27 protein-coding genes are annotated in these 22385 nt (G+C 37.1%); 17 read left to right on the plus strand and 10 right to left on the minus strand.

Features of this window, described 5'->3' with window-relative positions; translation table 11 throughout:
• The first annotated feature begins 131 nt into the window (after positions 1–131).
• From AB2Q86_RS04980 to htpX, 12 genes are all read left to right on the plus strand, one after another.
• Positions 132–590: a DUF4064 domain-containing protein gene (locus tag AB2Q86_RS04980; RefSeq protein WP_012581630.1), complete on the plus strand. Its 459-nt coding sequence runs from the start codon at positions 132–134 to the stop codon at positions 588–590.
• A gap of 96 nt (positions 591–686) precedes the next feature.
• Positions 687–920, plus strand: a complete 234-nt coding sequence (locus AB2Q86_RS04985) for a hypothetical protein (RefSeq protein WP_003729863.1) — start codon at positions 687–689, stop codon at positions 918–920.
• 228 nt (positions 921–1148) lie between these two features.
• Positions 1149–1463: a hypothetical protein gene (locus AB2Q86_RS04990; protein WP_003729862.1), complete on the plus strand. Its 315-nt coding sequence runs from the start codon at positions 1149–1151 to the stop codon at positions 1461–1463.
• Positions 1464–1478: 15 nt separating this feature from the next.
• Positions 1479–2324, plus strand: a complete 846-nt coding sequence (locus tag AB2Q86_RS04995; RefSeq protein WP_003738561.1) for a PspA/IM30 family protein — start codon at positions 1479–1481, stop codon at positions 2322–2324.
• A gap of 187 nt (positions 2325–2511) precedes the next feature.
• Positions 2512–3645 (plus strand): N-acetylglucosamine-6-phosphate deacetylase, encoded by a 1134-nt coding sequence (gene nagA, locus AB2Q86_RS05000; protein WP_012581629.1) that lies wholly within the window; start codon positions 2512–2514, stop codon positions 3643–3645.
• Positions 3646–3660: 15 nt separating this feature from the next.
• Complete coding sequence (gene nagB / locus AB2Q86_RS05005; RefSeq protein ID WP_003729859.1) at positions 3661–4365, plus strand: glucosamine-6-phosphate deaminase; 705 nt, start codon at positions 3661–3663, stop codon at positions 4363–4365.
• Positions 4366–4380: 15 nt separating this feature from the next.
• Positions 4381–5103, plus strand: a complete 723-nt coding sequence (locus AB2Q86_RS05010; RefSeq protein ID WP_003729858.1) for a GntR family transcriptional regulator — start codon at positions 4381–4383, stop codon at positions 5101–5103.
• A gap of 120 nt (positions 5104–5223) precedes the next feature.
• Entirely contained in the window at positions 5224–6279 is a 1056-nt protein-coding gene (locus AB2Q86_RS05015; RefSeq protein ID WP_003729857.1) for a glycosyltransferase family 4 protein, read from the plus strand.
• A gap of 114 nt (positions 6280–6393) precedes the next feature.
• Entirely contained in the window at positions 6394–7302 is a 909-nt protein-coding gene (locus AB2Q86_RS05020) for a peptidase U32 family protein (protein WP_012581628.1), read from the plus strand.
• Positions 7303–7315: 13 nt separating this feature from the next.
• Positions 7316–8542, plus strand: coding sequence for a U32 family peptidase (locus tag AB2Q86_RS05025; protein ID WP_012581627.1), 1227 nt, complete (start codon positions 7316–7318; stop codon positions 8540–8542).
• Positions 8543–8625: 83 nt separating this feature from the next.
• A complete protein-coding gene (locus tag AB2Q86_RS05030; protein WP_003722783.1) occupies positions 8626–9183 on the plus strand; it encodes a LemA family protein in 558 nt (185 codons plus the stop codon).
• A gap of 22 nt (positions 9184–9205) precedes the next feature.
• Positions 9206–10120 (plus strand): zinc metalloprotease HtpX, encoded by a 915-nt coding sequence (gene htpX, locus AB2Q86_RS05035; protein WP_012581626.1) that lies wholly within the window; start codon positions 9206–9208, stop codon positions 10118–10120.
• Between the two features lie 37 nt (positions 10121–10157).
• On the opposite strand, the gene yjbH is transcribed toward htpX, so the two are convergent.
• The 3 genes from yjbH to AB2Q86_RS05050 all read right to left on the minus strand — a co-directional run bounded on the left by yjbH (position 10158) and on the right by AB2Q86_RS05050 (position 12282).
• Positions 10158–10976, minus strand: a complete 819-nt coding sequence (gene yjbH / locus AB2Q86_RS05040; RefSeq protein WP_003729853.1) for a protease adaptor protein YjbH — start codon at positions 10974–10976, stop codon at positions 10158–10160.
• 237 nt (positions 10977–11213) lie between these two features.
• Complete coding sequence (locus AB2Q86_RS05045) at positions 11214–11798, minus strand: CYTH domain-containing protein (protein WP_012581625.1); 585 nt, start codon at positions 11796–11798, stop codon at positions 11214–11216.
• 16 nt (positions 11799–11814) lie between these two features.
• Positions 11815–12282 (minus strand): tetratricopeptide repeat protein, encoded by a 468-nt coding sequence (locus AB2Q86_RS05050; RefSeq protein ID WP_012581624.1) that lies wholly within the window; start codon positions 12280–12282, stop codon positions 11815–11817.
• Between the two features lie 158 nt (positions 12283–12440).
• Here AB2Q86_RS05050 and AB2Q86_RS05055 point away from each other — a divergent pair, with 158 nt between their 5' ends.
• The 4 genes from AB2Q86_RS05055 (at position 12441) to fabI (ending at position 15710) form a co-directional block, all read left to right on the plus strand.
• Positions 12441–13109, plus strand: coding sequence for a GTP pyrophosphokinase family protein (locus tag AB2Q86_RS05055; RefSeq protein WP_003722788.1), 669 nt, complete (start codon positions 12441–12443; stop codon positions 13107–13109).
• A gap of 31 nt (positions 13110–13140) precedes the next feature.
• Entirely contained in the window at positions 13141–13935 is a 795-nt protein-coding gene (locus AB2Q86_RS05060) for an NAD kinase (RefSeq protein WP_003729850.1), read from the plus strand.
• A gap of 18 nt (positions 13936–13953) precedes the next feature.
• Complete coding sequence (locus tag AB2Q86_RS05065) at positions 13954–14844, plus strand: RluA family pseudouridine synthase (protein ID WP_012581623.1); 891 nt, start codon at positions 13954–13956, stop codon at positions 14842–14844.
• Between the two features lie 77 nt (positions 14845–14921).
• A complete protein-coding gene (gene fabI, locus AB2Q86_RS05070) occupies positions 14922–15710 on the plus strand; it encodes an enoyl-ACP reductase FabI (protein WP_003729848.1) in 789 nt (262 codons plus the stop codon).
• A 24-nt stretch (positions 15711–15734) separates the two neighbouring features.
• On the opposite strand, the gene dltD is transcribed toward fabI, so the two are convergent.
• Genes dltD through AB2Q86_RS05095 form a run of 5 tightly spaced genes read right to left on the minus strand, consistent with a single transcriptional unit; the run spans position 15735 to position 20167 of the window.
• A complete protein-coding gene (dltD, locus tag AB2Q86_RS05075; RefSeq protein ID WP_014589033.1) occupies positions 15735–17009 on the minus strand; it encodes a D-alanyl-lipoteichoic acid biosynthesis protein DltD in 1275 nt (424 codons plus the stop codon).
• On the minus strand, positions 17009–17245 hold the full coding sequence (gene dltC / locus AB2Q86_RS05080) for a D-alanine--poly(phosphoribitol) ligase subunit DltC (protein WP_003729846.1): 237 nt from the start codon (positions 17243–17245) through the stop codon (positions 17009–17011). The genes dltD and dltC overlap by 1 nt, the downstream gene beginning before the upstream one ends.
• Positions 17246–17270: 25 nt before the next feature.
• Complete coding sequence (dltB, locus tag AB2Q86_RS05085; protein WP_003738575.1) at positions 17271–18455, minus strand: D-alanyl-lipoteichoic acid biosynthesis protein DltB; 1185 nt, start codon at positions 18453–18455, stop codon at positions 17271–17273.
• Complete coding sequence (gene dltA / locus AB2Q86_RS05090; RefSeq protein ID WP_012581621.1) at positions 18452–19984, minus strand: D-alanine--poly(phosphoribitol) ligase subunit DltA; 1533 nt, start codon at positions 19982–19984, stop codon at positions 18452–18454. The genes dltB and dltA overlap by 4 nt, the downstream gene beginning before the upstream one ends.
• Positions 19985–20020: 36 nt before the next feature.
• Entirely contained in the window at positions 20021–20167 is a 147-nt protein-coding gene (locus AB2Q86_RS05095) for a teichoic acid D-Ala incorporation-associated protein DltX (protein ID WP_003736148.1), read from the minus strand.
• A 210-nt stretch (positions 20168–20377) separates the two neighbouring features.
• On the opposite strand from AB2Q86_RS05095, the gene rpiA reads away from it, so the two are divergent.
• Positions 20378–21049, plus strand: a complete 672-nt coding sequence (gene rpiA / locus AB2Q86_RS05100) for a ribose-5-phosphate isomerase RpiA (RefSeq protein ID WP_012581620.1) — start codon at positions 20378–20380, stop codon at positions 21047–21049.
• Between the two features lie 39 nt (positions 21050–21088).
• On the opposite strand, the gene AB2Q86_RS05105 is transcribed toward rpiA, so the two are convergent.
• Both AB2Q86_RS05105 and AB2Q86_RS05110 read right to left on the minus strand, forming a co-directional pair.
• Entirely contained in the window at positions 21089–21523 is a 435-nt protein-coding gene (locus AB2Q86_RS05105) for a GNAT family N-acetyltransferase (RefSeq protein WP_012581619.1), read from the minus strand.
• 17 nt (positions 21524–21540) lie between these two features.
• Positions 21541–22290, minus strand: a complete 750-nt coding sequence (locus AB2Q86_RS05110; protein ID WP_003729841.1) for an esterase family protein — start codon at positions 22288–22290, stop codon at positions 21541–21543.
• Positions 22291–22385 lie beyond the last annotated feature (95 nt).

A 22385-nucleotide genomic window follows, 5' to 3' on the forward strand; every position in this document is an offset into this window, starting at 1 on the left:
ATGAACAAATTATACATTTTTTTAAAGGAAAACGCACGATTGGTCCACTTTTTCTACTAATTTAATAGTTTATTCTCGTGAACACATATAGTATACTGGAAAAATAAGCGAAGAAACGGAGGCATATTCACATGATTAAACGAACTGGTGAGATAGTACTCGCTATTATTGGTCTTATTTTAAGTGTACTCGCACAGGCATTTATTGCTGTTATAGGTCTATTAATGATAAGTGGTTCAAAAGGTAAAGAAGGTTTAACAACATTCTACAACAATTACTACAAAACAATGACAGAATGGGAAATTCCCAAAAAAGAGATTCCCGATCCCGACCGTGTACTAGATTTTGTGCAAACATTGTCTTGGACGGCATTAACAGGGGGCTTAATTACGCTCGTTCTTGGTGGGTTTGGTATTTACTACATACTAAAAAATAAAAAACCAGCTTTTGCCGGATACTTATTTTTAGCAGCGGGTATTGTATCGTTACTTTCTACAGCACTCATTAGTTTTATTCCTGCTTTACTATTGTTAGTTGCAGCAATACTTTGTTTTGTTCGTAAACCAAAAAGTACTTTTTCTGGATTATAATTTTCGTGGCGAGTTTGAATTTTTTCAAACTCGTTTTTGTTTTATTTCTCCTTTTTTAGGGAATAAAATAGTGGATTTCAAGAGGAGGTTGATAGTATGAAAAATAAAGTAGGAATTATTGCCGGAGCAGTGGGAGCCGTCGCTGGGGTTATAGCCTGTGCAGCAATATATGTGGTGAAAAAGCAACAGCCGCCTACCCCTTTTGATGAGGTAAACGATATTCGGACGCGTTACGCTGACAAAGAAATTTCAGAAACAGAGCTGGAAGAAAACAACATGATTTCAGAAGGTGGCGTTTCATCTATTCAATATGAAGAAAAAGTAAAATAATGAAAATGCAGTTTGTGTCTTGTTTTAAGCGAGAACAAGCTGTTTTTTTGTTTGGAAAACACTGCTTATTGTAATAGATATGTGTTATCCTTTAGTTAGACAATAGGACTCAAGTTGTAGGTGAATTTCCTTCTACAGTGGGTTCTTATACTTGATACATAGCGTTATGATAGGTACAGTAATAAAAGAAAATATATCAGCTACATTTGGAAGTTAGGAGGTAGGCGTATGAGAGCAATATTGATTGGCGTATTAATAATTTTACTAATTGCGATGATACTTATAGTCTTATTGCCAGCGATACTAGCAACAATTGGTGCAGTGCTCGGCTTTTGGTCACTTAAGAAACTACTTGAAGCAAGGTCCGTAGGTGAAAAAGTTATTTATGGAGTTCTAATTGGCGTTGGTGCCTTAATAATTCTAGCTAACTTAAAAGGAATTCTGGTTGTTGTAATTATCGGAGCAATCATTTACTTCCTAACTAGAAATAAAAATAAACCAAGAAAAAACGATGATGTATTCGACTACCCATACAATAAATAATTGGAGGAGAAAAAAATGGCAAACCTTTTTGAAAAAATGAAACAATGGAATAAAGAAGTTAGTGAAAAAATCGAGAAACGTGAAGAAAAACGTCGTAATTCAGTAAGTTACTATATGGATAAAACAAAACAAGAAATGAAAGACGCTGAACGTATGGTAGAAAAACAACGCGAACTAAAATCTCTTTTCTACAAAGAATATAAAGAAATGGAAGTTTATGTTGAAAAACGCCGTCACCAAGCAGAAATTGCTAAAGAAGCTGGTGAAACAAAACTTGCTGATTTCGCTTTAGAAGAAGTGGCTCAATATGAAGAACAATTAGAAGCTACGAAAGGACACTACGACCAAGCGTCCGAACAACTGGAAAAATTAGAACTACGCATGCACGAAATGCGCTTAAAATGGAAAAATCTTAAAACACAACATTTAGCTGAAATGGCTGAAAAAAATGCGACAGAAACTTCCGAAAAAATGGACAAAGTTATCCATGATATGAGCTGGGGTAGTGTTAGTGACTATCATGAAGCACAAAAACAACGCGATTTAGCGGAAGAAGCAGAAAAGAAAGCGGATATGAGTAAAGAACTTTCTCAATCCTTTGATGATCTAATGGACGAACTAGAAAAGAAAACTAAGAAAAGCAAAGAAATCATCAAAGATAAAGCACAAAACTTTACAACAATGGTAGATGAAATTATTGAACGTGAAAAACAAAATTTCAAAAAACCAGAAAAAGCTTCTATAGAAGACCAATTAAATGAACTTGAAAAAGAAGCAGCAAAAGAAAAACCAAAAGAAGAAAAAGAAGTATTAATTCCAGAATTAGAGAAAAAAGAAGAAGAAAACGAAACAGATAAATAAAAGTAACGAGCGCAGAATAATCATTCTGCGCTTTTTTTATAACGAAATGCTACGGGCCTTTTAAATGCTCGTGGCTTTTTTGGTTATTTTACTTTTTTTCGGGTAAATAGGAAAAGATAAGTTGCATTTTAATAGATACATGCTATAATAATTGGTATAGACCGATTTAACGAGGAGGCAATACGTAATGACTAATAAAGTAATTACTAACGCTACAATTTATACTGGTAAAGGTGTTCTAGAAAATGCTTTCGTACGTTTTGATAAACAAATTTTAGAAGTTGGTTCGATGGCTGATTTCCAAGCGGACAAAGCAGAAGAAGTAATCGATGCAAAAGGACAAAAACTTGTTCCAGGTTTCATTGATGTTCATTCCCACGGTGGTTATAGTTTTGACGCAATGGATGCAGATCCAGAAGCGCTTAGAAAACAAGTGAACGGAATGTTAAATGAAGGGATTACTACTTACTTCCCAACAACGATGACACAATCACATGAAAATATTGAAAAAGCTTTAAAAGTTATCAATGAAGTCGCTCAAACAGAACCTGTTATTGGCGGGATTCATTTGGAAGGTCCATTTGTTTCTAAAGTCTTTAAAGGCGCACAACCAGAAGAATATATTCAAGCACCTGACTTAGAACTTTTCAAAAAATGGTTTGATATTTCTGGTGGTTTAATTAAATTAGTCACCTATGCACCAGAACACGATACTTCAGCTGATTTTGAAAATTTGTGTTTTGAACTAGGAGTTGTTCCAAGTATTGGTCACTCTAATGATGTGCGCGAACATTTGAAAACAAGTAAAGCGACACATGCGACACATTTATATAACGCATGTCACCGCATGACACACCGCGAACCAGGCGTTCCAGGTCATGTTTTACTAGAACGCGGTATTAATGCAGAATTAATCGTTGATGGTATTCACGTTCATCCTGATATGGTGAAATTAGCCTATCAAATGAAAGGACCAGAACATTTATGTATTATTACTGATTCGATGCGAGCAAAAGGTATGCCAGAAGGAAAATCTGAACTTGGCGGCCAAACAGTTATCGTGAAAGATAAACAAGCTCGTTTAGAAGATGGAACATTAGCCGGAAGCGTACTTACTTACGACGATGGTTTCCGCAACATGATTAAATTTACAGGATGCTCGGTAGAAGAAGCAGTTCTTATGTCTTCTGGAAACCAAGCACGCGAATTTAATTTAACACAAAAAGGCGCAATCCAAGCTGGTAAGGATGCAGATTTCAACTTACTAGACGAAGATTTACACATTACAGCAACTTATTCATTCGGAAAAAAACATTCTTGAGAGGAAGATAATAAAATGCAACTTATCACAACAGAAAATAAATTAGCAGGATCCAAAAAAGCATTAGAAATCATTGAAAAAGGAATTACATCAGGTGAAGTAAACACACTTGGTCTAGCAACTGGTAGCACACCAGAAACACTTTATGCAGAGCTTGTAAAAAGCGATGTTGACACAAAAAATGTCACAACAACGAACTTAGATGAATATGTAGGTCTTGCGGCAAACGACCCAAACAGTTATCATTACTATATGAACGAATTGTTATTCTCTAAAAAAGCATTTAAAGAAAGTTTCTTACCTAACGGAGAAGCGACGGATGCAGAAGCTGAATGCGCACGTTATGAAGAAATTTTATCCGAGCACCCAATTGATATTCAAGTGCTTGGAATTGGAACAAACGGCCACATCGGTTTTAACGAACCAGGAACTTCTTTTGATTCGTTAACACACAAAGTCGTTTTAACAGATTCTACTCGTGAAGCAAATAAACGCTTTTTCGAAAGAGAAGAAGATGTTCCAACGCATGCTTATTCTATGGGAATTAAATCAATCATGAATGCGAAGAAAATTATCCTACTTGCTTTTGGTGAAAACAAAGCACAAGCAATCAAAGAAACTATTAAAGGACCTGTAGATGTGAATTGTCCTGCTTCTGTACTTCAAAATCATCCAGATGTTACTGTGATTCTTGACAACGAGGCGGCGTCACTTCTATAAGAAGAGGGCGGGAAAATGATCGATAAACAATCAGGAATACCGATTTACATTCAGATTCAAAGTGAAATTAAAAAGAAAATGGAAGATGGCGTCTGGAAAGTTGGAACTTCTATTCCGGCTGAACGTCAACTTGCCGAAATGTTCCACGTTAGCCGAATGACCGTAAGACAAGCTATTCAAGGGTTAGTGGATGATAACATTTTGCAACGACGTGTTGGTGCTGGGACTTTTATTGCGGAAAAGAAATTAACCGAACGATTAGAAGCAGTTACGAGTTTTACCAATTTGATGTTACAAGAAGGGAAAGTTCCTTCGACACGAATTGTATCGTATGGCATTCGTCCGGCAAGCACGCAAGAACAAGAAGCCTTACAACTACCAGAAAACAGCAACGTAATGAAAATTGAACGGATTCGTTACGGCGATCGTGTGCCAATCCTTTACGAAGTTGCTGCCATTCCAGAAAAAATTGCTTCACTGCTTACAAAGGAAGACATTATGGATTCCCTTTATAAAGCAATTGAATTAAAACTTGGACAAACAATTGGAGAAGCAGAACAAACGATGGAAGCTTCTTTAGTATCAGAAAAAATTGCGCCATATCTTGATGTGAAACTCGGATCGCCGGTGATGAAACTTAGGCAGATTACAACGTTAGAAGACGGTCGACCATTTGAATTTACACGTTCTCAGTATGTAGGTAGTAGATTTCAATTTGTAGCTAGGATTAAACAATAAATAAAAGCTTGAGGCGGGGTCTGTCTGCTTCAAGCTTTTTTTGTATAATGATTTTCGTTGTCTTTTGGTAAATAAAAAAGTATAATGAGATGAGTAAAAAATTTGCGGGGAGGACTAGCCATGAGCTGGATGATTATATTGATATGTTTTGGCGCGTCCGTATTACTTACACCGCTAATTCGAAAAATAGCTCTTTACTTTGATATTACAGATAAACCAGACCAACGTCGCATTAATATTAAACCAATTCCGAGTTTAGGTGGACTAGCAATATTTATCAGTTTCACTATTGGAATGTTTTTACTCCCAATTGAAAACGAATTCTTGTGGCCGCTTTTGATTGCGGCATTTGTCATGGTTTTGACTGGGCTATTAGATGATATTATGGAATTTAAAGCAAGATATAAATTAATCGGGCAAGTTACCGCTGCCTTTATTATTGTTTTTTGGGGTAACATTAGTATCGACTTTATCAACTTACCATTCGGTGGAGAAATCCATTTTGGCGTGTTAAGTATTCCACTCACGATTATTTGGATTGTAGCCATTACGAACGCTATTAATTTAATCGATGGGCTGGATGGTCTTGCAGCAGGGGTTTCAACCATTGCGCTACTCACTATTTTAGGAATGGCGTTTATTATGGGCGATGCGCTAGTAATTATGATAGCAAGCGTGTTAATCGCTGGGACACTTGGTTTCTTACCGTACAATTTCAATCCTGCAAAAATTTTCATGGGTGACACTGGCGCACTGTTTCTAGGTTTTATTATTTCCGTGTTATCTGTAATGGGATTCAAAAATGTTACGTTTATCTCTTTAATCGTACCAATTTTAATTTTAGGCGTACCGATTTCTGATACACTTTTTGCTATTATAAGAAGAATGGTAACGAAACAACCAATTGCGATGGCAGATAAGTCGCATTTACATCATTGTTTATTACGACTAGGCTTCACGCATCGTCAAACAGTTATTTTGATTTATGCCATTGCCGCATTATTTTCGTTATTCGCATTCATTTTCACGATGTCGACACTTTGGGGTTCGATGATTTTAATCGGCGTGCTACTCATATTAATTGAAGTATTGATAGAGACGCTTGGATTAGTAGGGAGCTCGTATCGCCCGTTACTAAATTTATTTAAACTAACAAAAGAAGAGAAAATAGATTAGAGATTGGCCGCACGTAGGCTAGTCTCTTTTTTTATGCCAAAATTCTTATTGAGTAACAAGTCTTCTTGTGATACATTTATCAAGTAACGTTTTTGTAGAAATGAGGAGAAAAACATGGAAATCATTGCGACAGCAGATTCAATGAAACAAGCTGAACAATTGCTTCGCGCGGGGGTAGACAGACTATATGTAGGTAATAGCCAATTTGGTTTAAGATTACCGTATTCATTTTCTGTCGAAGAATTACGTGAAATAGTTCATTTAGCACATCAAGAAGGAAAGAAAGTAACTGTAGCAGTAAATTCGTTAATGCATAACGAACATATGGAAGAGTTATCAGGATTTTTAGAGCAACTTGCTGATATGAAAGTGGATGCAGTAGCTTGCGGGGATCCAGGGGCAATTATGCTTTTGAGTGAAATGGCTCAACCGATTCCGTTTATTTATGACGCCCAAACATTTGTAACTAGCGCAGAACAAATCTCGTTTTGGGAAAAACAAGGTGCGATTGGTGCGGTACTTGCTCGGGAACTAACAGAAGGCGAAATCAAAGCCATTGCAAGTAGCCTCACTATTCCAGTCGAAGTTCTAGTTTATGGACCAACATGCATTCACCAATCGAAACGTAAACTTGTAACGAATTATCACCGTATTGTCGAACTGGAAGATGATACATCGAAGGAACGCGGTCTTTATTTACGGGAACCTAATGATGAAACTAGTCAATTACCAATCTATGAAGATGAGTCAGGAACACATATTTTTGCTTCAGAAGATGTTTCCCTTGTCCCTTATTTGGCTGATTTATATGATGCTGGATTGAAAACATGGAAACTAGATGGTGTTCTTGCAGAATCAGAAAATTTTGTTCAAATCGCATCGCTATTAGTTGAAGCGAAAGTAGCTGTTGTGAGAGGCCAATTTGTCGCGGAGTATTTTGTGAATAAATTAACGGAACTTCAGCCTCAAACACGAAAACTAGACGCAGGATTTTATTTGAAAAATCCGGATGATGTGAAATAGGGGGAATAGCATAATGAGTAAAATATTAAAAAAACCAGAAGTGCTAGCTCCGGCTGGTAACTTAGAAAAATTAAAAATTGCGATTCGCTATGGTGCGGACGCTGTATATATTGGCGGCCAGGCTTTCGGACTTCGGTCACGGGCAGGTAATTTTAGTTTTGAAGAAATGAAAGAAGGTATCGCTTTTGCGCATGAACGAAATGCAAAAGTGTATGTTGCAGCAAATATGGTTGCGCACGCTGGTGATACAGAAGGTGCTGGAGAATTTTTCCGAACACTACGCGATATTGGTATCGATGCAGTTATTGTTTCGGATCCAGCACTAATTAGCATTTGTTTTCAGGATGCTCCAGGTCTGCCAGTTCATTTATCCACACAAGCTTCGGCAACAAATTATAAGACATTAGAATTTTGGAAGAAACAAGGACTGGAACGTGTTGTACTTGCACGGGAAGTTAGCATGCAAGAAATTCAAGAAATTGGCGAAAAAACCGATGTCGAAATGGAAGCTTTTATTCACGGTGCAATGTGTATTTCCTATTCTGGTCGTTGTACATTATCGAATCATATGGCTAATCGTGATGCGAACCGTGGTGGATGTGCGCAAAGTTGTCGTTGGAAATATGATTTATTTGAAATTGATAATGGTGTTTCGAAAAACTTAGTGGATACGGACGAAGAGCCGTTTTCGATGAGCGCAGTAGATTTATCTATGATTAAATACATTCCAGATATGGTAGATGCTGGTGTGGACAGCTTAAAAATCGAAGGACGAATGAAGTCTATTCATTATGTTTCGACGGTCGCAAGCGTATACCGCCGTGCCGTAGATGCATACTGCGCAGACCCAGAAAATTACGTGTTTGACCCAGCTTGGGAAGAAGAATTATGGAAAGTTGCGCAGCGCGAACTATCTACAGGATTTTTCTACAAAGAACCAACCGAGGATGAGCAACTATTTGGAAAAACACGTAAAATTCCGCAATATGCTTTTGCAGCGCAAGTACTTGAATATGACGCGGAAACTAAAATTGCTACTTTACAGCAAAGAAATAATTTTGGTGTAGGGGAAGAAATTGAATTTTATGGGCCAGGAGATACCGGATTTAAACAAGTTGTTGACGTACTTTGGAACGAAGATGGTGTAGAAATTGACCGCGCTCCAAATGCAATGATGACGGTAAAAATGCCGGTAGATAAACCTGTGAAGCCATTTTACTTTATGCGAAAGAAAAAATAAAAATCTCGTGCTGTAGTAGGATTGTCGTGTACTCCCAAAGTAAGGTATAATGGGGTAAGTACATATGAAGGAGGAGATTAATTATGATAGGATGGATTATTGCTATCGCTGTTGTTGTTATTTTAGTGTTGATTTATTTCGGCCTATACAATAGCCTTGTAAAATACCGTAACCGTGTGGATGAAACTTGGGCGCAAATTGACGTGCAATTAAAACGTAGATTTGATTTAATTCCTAATCTAGTTGAAACAGTTAAAGGGTATGCAAAACACGAAAAAGAAACATTAACACAAGTAATTGAAGCTCGTAACAAAATGATGGAAGTACCTGCTGACAATCGTCAAGGTCAAATCGAAGCGGACAATATGTTAAGTGGAGCGCTTAAATCCATTTTTGCATTAGGAGAAGCTTACCCAGATTTAAAAGCAAATACTTCTTTCATCGAATTACAACATGAATTGACTACTACAGAAAACAAAGTGGCTTATTCTCGCCAACTTTATAACACAACCGTAATGACTTACAACACAAAAGTACAATCTGTACCAACTAACATCGTTGCAAAACTGCATAACTTTACAGAGCGTGACATGCTTTCTATTCCAGAAGTAGAACGCGTTGCACCAAAAGTAGAGTTTTAAGCCATGAAGGAGAGCGAAAATTATGCTATTTGAACAAATTGCAGCAAATAAGCGAAAAACAGTTTTTATTATTCTTGGCTTTTTCATTTTCGTTCTTATGGTTGGCGCTGCTATAGGTATAATTGTTTGGAATAACTATCTGAATGGGCTCATACTCGCGGCAGTAATTGGTGCATTTTATATTTTGATTATGGTAATGAGCAGTTCATCTGTTGTTATGGCAATGAACCATGCGAAAGAAGTTACATCCAAAGAGCAAGCACCAGTTTTATGGGATACAGTAGAGAGTATGGCAATGGTTGCTGGTATTCCGATGCCAAAAGTATATATCGTCGAAGATCCAAGTCCGAACGCTTTTGCGACGGGGATTTCTCCTGAAAAAGGAGCCGTGGCAGTTACTAGAGGATTGCTTAATAAGCTAGAACGTTATGAGCTTGAAGGCGTTATTGCGCATGAAATTTCTCATATTCGTAATTATGATATTCGGTTGTCAACGATTGCCATTGCGCTAGTAGCTGTTATTGCGATTCTTAGTGATATAGCTATGCGAATGATTTTCTGGGGAAGTATAACTGGCGGCAGAAATAGCCGTAAAAGTGACAATAATAACGGCGGCGGGGCACAAGCAATTATTTATATCGTCGCACTCATATTTGTTATTTTAGCACCTATTATTGCTACAGCTATTCAATTCGCGCTATCTCGTAATAGAGAGTATTTAGCTGATGCGAGCGCAGTAGAATTAACTAGAAATCCAGATGGACTTATCCAAGCTTTACAAAAAATTAGTGGTGATTCGAAAAAAATGGAAGAAGTGAGTGCTTCTAGTGAGTCCATTTACTTTTCGTCACCTCTAAAGTCTAAAAAAAATAAGCCAGGTCTTTTTGACTCACATCCGCCAATTAGTTCGCGGATTGAACGCTTAGAAAATATGTAAAAAAAGAAGCAACCCTGGAATGGGTTGCTTCTTTTTTTTATAAGTTCCCGATGTATTTCCAGTGAGCCTGGCCAGCTGGAGCATCGATTAATTCTACTTTTTGTTGGAGACGCCATTTCTTCATTTGGCGCTCAATTTGTTGCTCAGAAACACCATAAAAATCTGCCATCGAAGCGGAAGAAGTAACTTTTACTTTTGCTAAGTATTCTTCCATTTGTGGGCGTTCTTCTGGTTGTGGGGCATCATTTAAAAGCTCGGATAAAACATGCACATAAACTTCATAACGATGAAGTCCACTTAGTTTTAATCCAGCATCTTCTATATTTTTATTGAAAAAGACTACGGTAGGATTTTCGTGAATTTCCATTTCTTGAGCGACTTTTTGATCGCCGATATAAGCACGTTTAGCAACAGTTGAAGCTAAATCTTTCTTGAATTCTGATAAATCTAGGCCAGTAGAAACGGCGATATCATAGAGTACTTCTTCACTAGAGATATCTTTATTTTCAAGGAAGTAGGCTGCTTGAATCTTACGCAAGAATGTAATCCCTTGTTTTTTTCCTTGGAGTTCAGCGGCTTTGACTGCAAGACAAGAAATATAGGAAAGGTGCGCCCCTATTTGTTGTTCTTTTAAGCTTAGGTTACTATTTCCTGCGCGCTTTTGTTTACACACAAATGTCTGCAAATTATTATGCAGAACGTAGCGCAATTTGAAATAGTTCCCGTACTCCATTTGTAATCGGAGCATGTTCGCTTCGATATTCCAACAGTCATCACAAGCTGGATCGAAAAAGAGATAAATTTCGATGGGCTTGGAATTTGCTACTGACTGATAATATAAATTTTGGTTAATCATTTGCTATCACCTGATTTTCAAATTCTAAATATCTTCAAACAGATACTCATTTCAATGTACCAGTGTGAAAAGAAATAATTCACTGCTAAGTAAAAGCTGATACAAAATTTGGTTTTGTAACTTATATATCTATTTTATCAGCGTAATGTAAATTTAACAAATAATTGTCATTGGCTTAACATATTTATTCGTTGTTTTTTAAGAATTTGTGTCTTTTCACTATAAAAGTGTCTATTTTTACTTGTTATTCTCATATACGTGGTGATAAAATCGTGCGACTTTATTTTCGGCTGGCTGATTAGTTATTTGATATTCTTTGAGTAATTTGTCAAAAATTTCTTTTCCTTTATCATAATCAGCTACTTCATACTCTAAATCAAAATCTGAGATAGAACCATAAAAATTCTTATCAAATACTAGTAGGCCTTTTTTATAATCTTTTTCTGCACGAATTGTTTTAAGTGAACCGAAAACCTGTAAGTCTTCATGATTAATTCCTAGTTCTTTTAATGTATCGCGGACAGGGCCAACTGGAATATTTGCTCCAGAGATAATGGCACTTGCTTGATCTTCGCCGAGAATTTGCGTTGTTTCCATTAATCCACGGGCTTCTGGAGTTTTAAGTGTTAATTGGTACTGCGTTTCTAACTGGCGGATTCGAAGCGCGGAATGAAGCTCCTTTAAGCCGAAATTTGCGGTATCTAAATAATAATTTGTTTGCTCAAAAAAATCGTCTTCTTTTACTCGAAAATTTTCTATTAATGTATCGTATTCCTCTTTGGTTAGTAGATTACGAAATTCGATTTCTAATTCTTTAACCATGGAAATTCAGCTCCTTTTAATGAAATGTCGCATCTAAATCTTGCGCATAAAATTGAATTGCTTTTTTGTAACTTAAAATGTTTTCATCGTTCGTTGTCTCAATCAGTAGCATGAGGATTTCTTGCAAAGCTTCTTTTTCCAAACCTTGATTGTACTTTGCCATCACTGAAAAAGTTCGCAAGGCATTATTATCTGGAAATTCTTGTAAAGCTGTTTCGAAAAGGCGGCTAGCTTTTTCGGGCTGACCTGTAATACGGTAAGTACTACCGAGACCTATATACGCTTCTTTGCGAGAATCAGAAGGAAGACCAAGCTGAAGAGCTTTCTCATAAAAGGGGATTGCGGCATCTTCTTTACCAAGTGCATCGTGCGCCCATGCTGCAAAATAATGAAGTTCAGCACTTTCGGGGTTATTTTCTAATTCTGCAAGAGCTTGCTTGCGTGCAGTTTCGTAATCGCCATTTTGAAGTAAAGTTAGAATCATTTTTATCCTCCTTTTAGCTGTCGTTTGAATGCTTCGGTTTTATTTTACCACGGGATTGAAAAAAAGGTTACTTTAAGCAAGGTGGATTAACTGCTTTTGTGTTAAAATAAAACTGATGTTGCATAAATTTAATCATGAATATACTTGAGGTGAGCGATTTGAATCATTGGGAAGACTTTTTAGCGCCTTACAAACAGGCAGTGGAAGAACTTAAAATTAAACTTAAAGGAATGCGTTCGCAATTTGAGCTTGAAAATAATCATTCGCCAATTGAATTTGTTACAGGACGAGTGAAGCCAGTTGCGAGTATACTAGACAAGGCTAACCAAAAACATATTGCGCTAGATCATTTAGTAGAAGAAATGCAAGATATCGCTGGTCTCCGCATGATGTGCCAATTTGTGGATGATATTGAAGTAGTAGTTCGCCTTTTAAGACAACGAAATGATTTTCGAATCGTAGAAGAACGTGATTATATTACGAATAAAAAACCAAGTGGCTACCGCTCTTATCACGTTGTTATCGAATATCCAGTAGAAACGATTCAAGGAGAAAAGAAAATTTTAGCTGAAATCCAAATTAGAACGCTGGCAATGAATTTCTGGGCAACAATTGAGCATTCCGTCAATTATAAGTATCAAGGTGAATTTCCAGAAGCCATCAATAAACGTTTAAAACGCGCTGCCGAGGCTGCCTTTCAACTTGATGAGGAAATGTCGCAAATTCGTGAAGAAATACAAGAAGCACAAGTTTATTTTTCTCAAAATAAAGACGTATCAAAGGATAAAAAAGCAGTGCACCAAGTGATGCCAAAGAAAAATAAGTAATTAGTTGTAGGAATAGGGGCGAATAGAAATAATGAAATATATGATTACTTCCAAAGGGGACGAAAAGTCTGATTTGCTGCGACTAAATATGATCGCAGGTTTTGGGGAATATGACATGGAATATGATGATGTAGAACCTGAAATTGTTATTTCTATTGGCGGAGATGGAACGTTTCTGTCCGCTTTTCATCAATACGAGGAGCGCTTGGATGAAATTGCATTTATTGGGATTCATACCGGGCACCTTGGCTTTTATGCGGATTGGAGACCGGCGGAGGCCGACAAATTAGTTAAGCTTTTAGCAAAAGGAGAATATCAAAAAGTTTCTTATCCTCTTCTCAAAACAACCGTGAAATATGGAATTGGCAAAAAAGAAGCGACTTATTTAGCGCTCAATGAATCAACTGTAAAAAGTTCAGGTGGACCTTTTGTGGTAGATGTAGTAATTAATGATATTCATTTTGAACGATTCCGTGGGGATGGCCTTTGTATGTCAACACCTAGTGGAACGACAGCATATAATAAATCGCTAGGTGGAGCGCTTATGCATCCATCCATTGAGGCTATGCAACTTACAGAAATGGCATCCATTAATAATCGTGTGTACCGGACAATCGGTAGCCCGCTTGTTTTTCCGAAGCATCATGTTGTTAGTTTGCAACCAGTCAATGATAAGGATTTCCAAATATCCGTAGACCATTTGAGTATTTTGCACCGAGATGTCCAAGAAATTCGGTATGAAGTATCTGCAAAAAAAATCCACTTTGCCAGATTTAGGTCATTTCCGTTTTGGCGCCGTGTCCACGATTCGTTTATTGAAGATTAAGCTAGCAGGAGGAAGCATGTGTTTTTAGAATGGAAAGTTGAAACAGAAGAAAATGGGCTCTTACTTCGCACTTTTTTGAAGAGCAAGCATATTTCTAAACAATTATTAACTGCTGTGAAATTTGGGGCAGACGGGAAAATTGAAGTAAATAACGAAGAACAAAATGTTCTATATCACGTAAAAGTAGGCGATAAAGTGAGGCTTACTTTTCCAACAGAGCAACAAAATGAACGTTTGCTTGCAGAATACACTGATTTAGATATTGTTTTTGAAGATGATTTTTTATTAATTATCAATAAACCTGCTGGGATGGCTTCCATTCCATCGCAATATCATCCGAGTGGTTCTGTCGCAAATTTTGTCAAAGGGCATTATGAAGCGCAAGGACTTACAAATGCGATTCATATTGTAACAAGGCTTGATCGTGAGACGTCCGGACTGATGCTAATTGCTAAAAATAGGTTTGCACATGCTAGGTTGAGTACATTTTTGCAAAAGGGATTGCTCAAACGACGCTATCAAGCTTTTACCTCGGGAGTTCTAGCAACGCAAGAGGGCTCGATTGAAGCGCCAATAGGGCGCAAAGAAGTGAGTATAATGGAACGTTTTGTTACACCTGAGGGAAAATATGCCAAAACAAATTACGAGGTTCTCGAGCGTTACACGGCTTTTGATCACGTGGCCATTCAACTTGAAACAGGAAGAACCCACCAAATTCGTGTTCATTTTTCGTATATTGGCCACCCGCTCATTGGAGATGATATGTACGGAGGAGATACTACCTTACTGAAAAGACAGGCACTGCACTCTTGTCACTTGCATTTAGTCCATCCAGTTACAGAAGAATATATGGCTTTTGATTTACCTTTACCAGCGGATATGGAAGAGATAATTCAAAAATCGAAGTAATAAGTGTTTTAAAAAGTTATTTGGTCATGTAAAATGAAAGAAGCGAACAAATCGCATCAATTTTAGGAGGAAAGAACATGAATTTATCATTAGAGGGAAAAACATATGTTGTAATGGGAGTAGCTAATAAGCGTAGTATCGCCTGGGCCATCGCTCGTTCACTAAATGAAGCTGGAGCGAAACTGGTATTTACATATGCCGACGATCGTGCGAAAAAAAGTATTACAGAACTAGTACCTTCATTAAGCGAAGTAAACCAAAATCCACTTATCTTAGCTTGTGATGTAACTAGTGAAGATGCTATTACAGAAACATTTGAAACGATTAAAAACAAAGCTGGCAAATTAAGTGGCTTAGCACATTGTATTGCTTTCGCTAACAAAGACTTTTTAACTGGAGATTATTTAGAAGTAGATCGTAAAAGCTTCTTACAGGCACATGAAATTAGTGCTTACTCATTCACAGCTGTTGCTCGTGCGCTAAAACACTTGGAAATGTTAACAGAAGATGCTAGTTTACTAACGCTAACGTACCTAGGCGGAGAACGCGTAGTAGAGAACTACAATATCATGGGTGTTGCAAAAGCTTCTCTTGATGCAAGCGTTCGATACCTTGCTATGGACTTAGGAGCAATTGGTGTCCGTGTAAATGCTATTTCAGCAGGACCAATCAGAACAGTATCTGCTCGTGGTGTTAGCGGCTTCTCTGACTCTATTTCACTAGTAGAAGAAAGAGCTCCATTAAAACGCGCGACACAAGCGGAAGAAGTTGGCGACACAGCTTACTACTTATTCAGTAATTTATCTCGTGGTGTTACTGGCGAAGTTATTCATGTCGATAGTGGTTATCATATTATTGGATTCTAAAGAAAAAGACCAGAAGTAGTTTTGCTACTTCTGGTCTTTTTTTGGTCCATTTTCTGGATGTTCTTTAAAGTAATAATCTTTTGGTGTTGGTCTATAGTTTGTTTGAACCGGTTCTTTAACGAAATCAGCTAGTACTTGGTCGATTTTTACCCAACCGCGCCAGCTTAAATGAATCGGATCTTCTAAGAAGAATGCATCATTTTGATATTCTTCTAAAGAGTAGTAACGGAAGCCTTGACTCTCAATTTGTTCTTTCGTTTTCGCATAATAGCCATCTAAGCCTTGTTTGTTCATACCAATGTAATCAATCCATTTTCCATTGATAGGAGGGTTAATAAAGATGACATCTGCGCCAGCTTTTTTGAAAGCATCCATGAGTAGTTGTAAATCAGCAAACTCTGGAGATTGGTCATAGCGCAATTCTTTACGGCTATCTTTTAATTCGCCTTCAAATGGTTTGATTTTCTTTTGGTAATAACGTTCTTTAATTTGGAACGGGTTATTACCAGTACTTTTCTCACCAGTTTCTTTGGCTAAATTGTCCAGTTGTTTGTAATCTAAATTGTCTGGAAGAGCTTTTAGGCCATCATCTACGAATTCTTGTTTAGAGCCAGTAATAAATTTGGATTCTAAATCGTCTTTGCGTTCTAAAATCTTCAGTTCAACATTGCCAGCAATTTTTAGAAGTTTTGGATCATGCGGCTTTTTAGGTCCTTTTGCGACAATATTTTCGAGTAATTTTGTTAATGTAGAGTCGCTTTGGACTACTTGGAAAGTTAATAAACGTTTAGCTGCATAGCGGCGTTCAGGCGTGTTTTTCGTATCTTCTAAGGCGAATTTATATGCATGAAGAGGGGAAAAGTTAGCGCCAAATGATGGATCAGAAACACCTTTTGGTTGGAACCATTGCGGAGATAAAATTACCGCTACTTTTTTACCTTTTAAATCATCGCCAAGTGCATTTACGTCAAGGAAATGACTTAATGATTGTGTGCCAGGACGACCAAGTAAGAATGGTGTATAGCCCTGATCGTATTTTTTTGATACTACGCTAGGATGGAATGAATCGACGCGAGAAAGCTCGGAAGAACCATAAATTGGTAAATAGTTCCCTTCTTTTAAAGCTTCTTTCTGGATGTCTAAGCCTTGGATGACGTATTCGTTCATGGACGTAGCGCCTTTCTCTACCGTTTTAGAAGAAACGTGAGAGAATAAGCTGCTAGGTCCGAATAGAACGAAAAGGAAAACCGCGAATGCGACCAATAAAGGCCCAAATGTCATCCACAGCTTTTTTTTCATTATTTTAGCGCCTCAAGTTGTGTAATAATCATTTCAGGAGTAGCCCATTCGTCGCGGTCAAATTCAGAAACGGGTACAGTAATATCTAGTCTTTCTTCAATTTCGATTAATAGTTGAACAGTAGCCATGGAGTCAAGCAAACCTTCATCAAATAATTTGATGTTTGTATTTTGTACTACTTCATCAGTTTCTGTAATTTCTTCTAAGATTTCTAATACATTTTCACGAAAAGCCATTATAAATTACCACCTTTAGTTAGTTTTAAAAATTAATTTTATCTAAAATACCTGAGAATATCAGGAATCCGAAACAAACAAATTGGAATGTAATGATAACGCCGATTACATAAGTTATTTTGTTTTTTGGATAGAATTTGTGTTTCTTATTGAAGCGTTCGATTAGGTCAAATCCGACAATTAGTGTTGCTTGATATAGACCATAAACGATGTAGTACCAGTGAAGTCCGTGCCATACACCCATGATGAAAAAGTTAACGAAGTATGCTAGGTAGGCAATTGTGAACTTGCTTTTAAACCATTTCTTTTTTGTAACCCATAAGACAAAACGCATGAATACATAATCACGGAACCAGAAGGAGAGTGTCATATGCCAACGATTCCAGAACTCTTTAATGTTACGCGCTGCAAATGGTTTGTTAAAGTTCATTGGTGTTTGAACGCCGAGCAAGTAACTGACTCCGACTGCGAAGGCACTATAACCTGCAAAGTCAAAGAATAAATACATACTATAAGCGTACATGTAGCCAATTAAATTCTTTGTTAAATCCGCATTGTGTGAAATCGCGATGTCTAGTGGAACAACAAAATGTTTGTTTACTAAGTAAGCGATAATGAATTTGTAGAGAAAACCAAGGAAAATAAGGAATATTCCTCGATTTAATAAAGCTAGATAAGCTTCTTTACTAGGCGGATTATCAACGTCTTTTTTAAAGCGACGGAACCGGTCAATCGGTCCGGATGAAATAGTTGGGAAAAATAGTAAGAAGTTAACAAAATCCCATGCGTTATACTGTTTAATTAAGTTATCGCGTATTTCAATAATCATTTGTGCCGCTTTAAATGTTAAGTAGGAAATCCCTAGGAAACCAACCATTGTAACATTATCTCCTAAAATTGGAACAACTTTAGAGATAATAAGGGGGAGAATAGACAGAATCACTGCTATGACGAATACGCCGCCGTGGTTCTGCTTTTTCTCTTGCCTGTAATGGAAGTAAAGTCGTACAAGAGCAAGTTGCCAGAAGACAAAGAAGATAAATGTAGCTCCTTGCACTGGGCTTGCTGAGAACATAAAGTATAAAAATACGAGTGTCACAAAAGCATTATAAATCGGTAATCTTTTTCCTAACAAACCAGCTACTATGATAGGAATTAAAAATAGTACAAGTACACCAAAATAAAGGATTGTGCCGTATGGTAAACTCACTTGTTAACCTCGCTATTAAGCGCTTTGCGATCGATTTTGCCATTCATAGTTAACGGGAATTCCGTTTTGTAAATCCATTTTCTTGGGATCATGTATGCTGGCATAAATTCTTTCAGTTCATTTTTTATTGCTGCACTTAGCTGGTATTCTTTTTCGAAATCATGGTTAGTAGGGATGACCTGAGCGACCAACATATCTACCTTTTCATCTTTCATCTTAGGAATAATAGCGCAGTTTTGAATGTAGCTTACTTTTTTTAGATTGTTTTCGATATCTTCTAATTCGATACGATAACCATGAAGTTTAATTTGGAAATCTAGGCGACCTTGGAAGAAAAGATAACCGTCTTTGATAATGCCAGAGTCACCTGTGTGATAAGCTTGGTAACCTTTATAATCAAAGAATACTTGGTCAGTTTTTTCAGGCTCATTTAAGTAACCTTTGGAAACACTAGCACCAATTAGGATGATTTCTCCTTTTTCACCTTCTGGAAGTATTTCACCAGTTTCTTGGTCAACAATGTGTAAACGCATATCTGGTTTAATAACGCCAAGTGGTAAGCTTGGGTAAGCCTCAATAAGCTCACGAGTAACTTTTACTTGAGTTACAGCAACCGTTGCTTCTGTAGGACCGTATGTGTTGTAAATGACTGCATCTGGGAAACGATCAAGTAATTCAGTGGCTGTTTTCTTAGCAAGTACTTCACCACAGAATAAGAAGCGAGTCAAACTTGGATTATTTTCTTGATTAAAGTTTTCATCAAGTAAGCACAAGTCTGCGAAAGATGGAGTGGAAACCCATACGTCAAAGTTTTGCGCAGGAATTTCACGGTATAAATCTTTCATGTTAGCAGTAATTGTTTTATCAAGCGGGACGAGTGTTCCACCGGATAGCAAGCTTGGATATAAATCCATAACAGATAAGTCAAACGAGAATGGTGCTTGGTTTAAGAAGCGTAATCCTTGTCTTAATGAAAAATCTTGTAAAATCCAGTTGCTAAAGCTTACTAGGTTGTTTTGGCTGATTTGAACGCCTTTAGGATTTCCAGTACTTCCGGATGTGTAAATAATATAGTAGTTATCGTCATTTTTTACGCATTCAGCTTTATCTGGCACTTCGTCAAAATGTTTTTCCAAAGCGTCCATTAGTTGTTCTTGGGATAAAACAGGGCAACCAGTAATTGTAAGGTTGCTTGGTAATTCTTCTGTGCATATAAACATAGAAGGATCAGCCGCTTTTTTAATTTGTTCTATACGTTCAACTGGCATAGAAACATCTACTGGTACATAAGCTCGTCCAGATTTGATAGAGCCTAAAAATGCAATTAACATGAGGGGAGACATATGTCCGTAAACGATAATAGGTTTTTCTTTGTCAGTATTCAGATTATTTAGTAGAAAAGAGCCGAATGCATCAGATTGCCGTTTTAGTTCTTTATAGGAAAGACGTGTTCCAGCATATTCGTAGCAAGGGAAATCCGGTGTCTTCTCTGCCCATGCATCAATTCTTTCTATGATACTCGTTGTCATTATTGATATTCCCATTTTTAACAGTCCTTTCTTCTTTTAGAATTCGTTGTAAATGAATTTCGCACCTTCAGGGTTTTTGAAACCATAAAACCATAGCAATCCTAGCAGAATGGCTAAATAGAAAACAGTTTTCATTGTGAAGATGGTTGCTGGATGATGCAAAAATAGTTTTACTTTGTTCATAAATCCACCTCTTTATTATTTCAGTTGTGTTACAAATATTAAAAATAAACGTTTAATACTTACTTACTGTAATACACTTGTCTTTAAATGTCTAATTACATTTTTGTAAGGTTAGAAAAATAAACATATTTTGAACTTGAAAGACTGTGCGAGTATAATGAAACCATAGATAGAGCAATGCTTTTAAGCTAGAACGGAGGATGAAATAAGATGAATCAAAAGAAAATTGCCGGAGAAAAAGCTTGCGAATGGATTGAAGATGGAATGGTTGTCGGGCTTGGAACAGGTAGCACGGTTTATTACACGCTTGAAAAGCTTGGACAAATGGTAAATAATGGCTTGCATATTACGGGAGTGGCGACTTCTGATGAAACAACCAAACAAGCCGAAAAGTTAGGAATCCCTTTGAAATCGCTAAATGATGTAACGGAAATTGATGTCACTATTGATGGAGCAGATGAAATTGATACGAATTTTCAAGGAATAAAAGGCGGAGGGGGAGCATTATTACGCGAAAAAATGGTTGCTAGTGCGAGTTTGAAAAATATTTGGGTTGTTAGTGAAGAGAAACTTGTAAGGACGCTAGGGAAGTTTCCTTTACCATTAGAAGTAATTCCTTTTGGTTGGAAGCAAATTGAGCGCACACTTGCAAAAGAACAAATACAAACTAATTTACGGAAACAATCTAACGGGGAAGTCTATGTGACAAATAATGGGAACTATATTTTGGACATAGTAAATCAGTCATTTACGGATGCGGAAATGTGGCAAGAAAAGTTAGCGCAAATACCAGGGGTTGTTGAGCATGGGTTATTTCTTGATTATGTGGATGTAATTATTTGTGGAAAGGCGAACGGGGAAACGGAGATAATAAAAAAATAGTTATTTCTTCTATATAAAAGAAATAACTATTTTTATTAACTATTTTATTGTTTTTTTCATTTCTTTATGTTCAATTCCAGCATCAAGGAATAAATCTGAGCAAATTTCGTAGCCTAGTTTTTCGTAGAAGGGAATAGCTGTCACTTGGGCACCCAGTTTTAAGGTGGTAACGCCGCGAGTTTTAGCTTCTGATTCAATGGCTTCCATGATTCTGCGACCACTACCAGTGCCACGAGCTATTTTCTGAGTGCAAATGCGCTCGACTTTGCCGTAACCATCTGTCACTCGAAATCTTCCTGTTGCGAGTGGTGTGCCGTTCTCTGCGTAGTCAACGAACATGACAACGGAGTCCATTTTATCGAATTCATCCCATTCTAATGCGGGATCCACATGTTGTTCGACAACGAATACATCATTTCTAATTTTTAGTGCGGCTTGTTTGCCGAATTCATCCGTTACTTTCTTTACAGTCAAGTTGCTTTCGTCCTTTCTTATGCACGCATGCTTTCTAAGTCAAATGTATTTACTGGTAGCATAAATTGTAAAGAATCTTTGATAAATGGCTGCCAGTATTTCCAGCGGTGGTCGCCGTTAAATACATGGAAATAATAATCAAATCCGCGAGCTGTCAAAATTTGTTCTAAAGATTTATTGGGTGATAGGAAATCAAGTACTTCATTTCCAGTTGTTTCGACCGCAGTTTCTTGATCGCCAATAATATGGAAGATTTTCACTTTTGCAGGATCTGCTTTTTCTGCGAGTGTAAGGATAGAATCATCCACATATGGAGAATGTAAAATCACATTACCGAATGTAAAAGGAAAAAGAAGGGCTGCTTTTAAGGAAACGGATGCGCCGAGTGAGTCACCCATCAAGAATCTACTTGTTGGCATTTGGAAAGAAGGGAAACGTTCTTCAAGATAAGGAACGAGTTCAAATGCTAAGAATCGGATATAAGCGTCGTTTTGTTTACCATCTGGATGATATTTTTCACGCCGATCCATGACAGTTTTGTAAGGAATACCAATGAAAATGGCTTTTTGAATCTGCTCTTTTACCGCTAATTCTTCGGAGTGGCGTGCAAGTTTGCCAAACTGAAAATAATCTTTACCATCTTGTACAATGAAAAGTGGATATTTGTATAGTGGTGAAAAATCAGGTGGTAAGCAAATAATTAAATCAAGTTCCTCTCCTAGCGATTTGCTATAAAATTTCTCATCCAACATTTTATGAGCTGTCATTTTCATTCTCTCCTTTCTTGAAATCATTCCTTCTAAGATGATTGTTTTTTGAAAAGTTACTCTATTTTAGCATGAATTACGTTAAAAGAAAGAAC

Source organism: Listeria monocytogenes (assembly GCF_041765605.1).
Classification (GTDB): Bacteria; Bacillota; Bacilli; order Lactobacillales; family Listeriaceae; genus Listeria; species Listeria monocytogenes_D.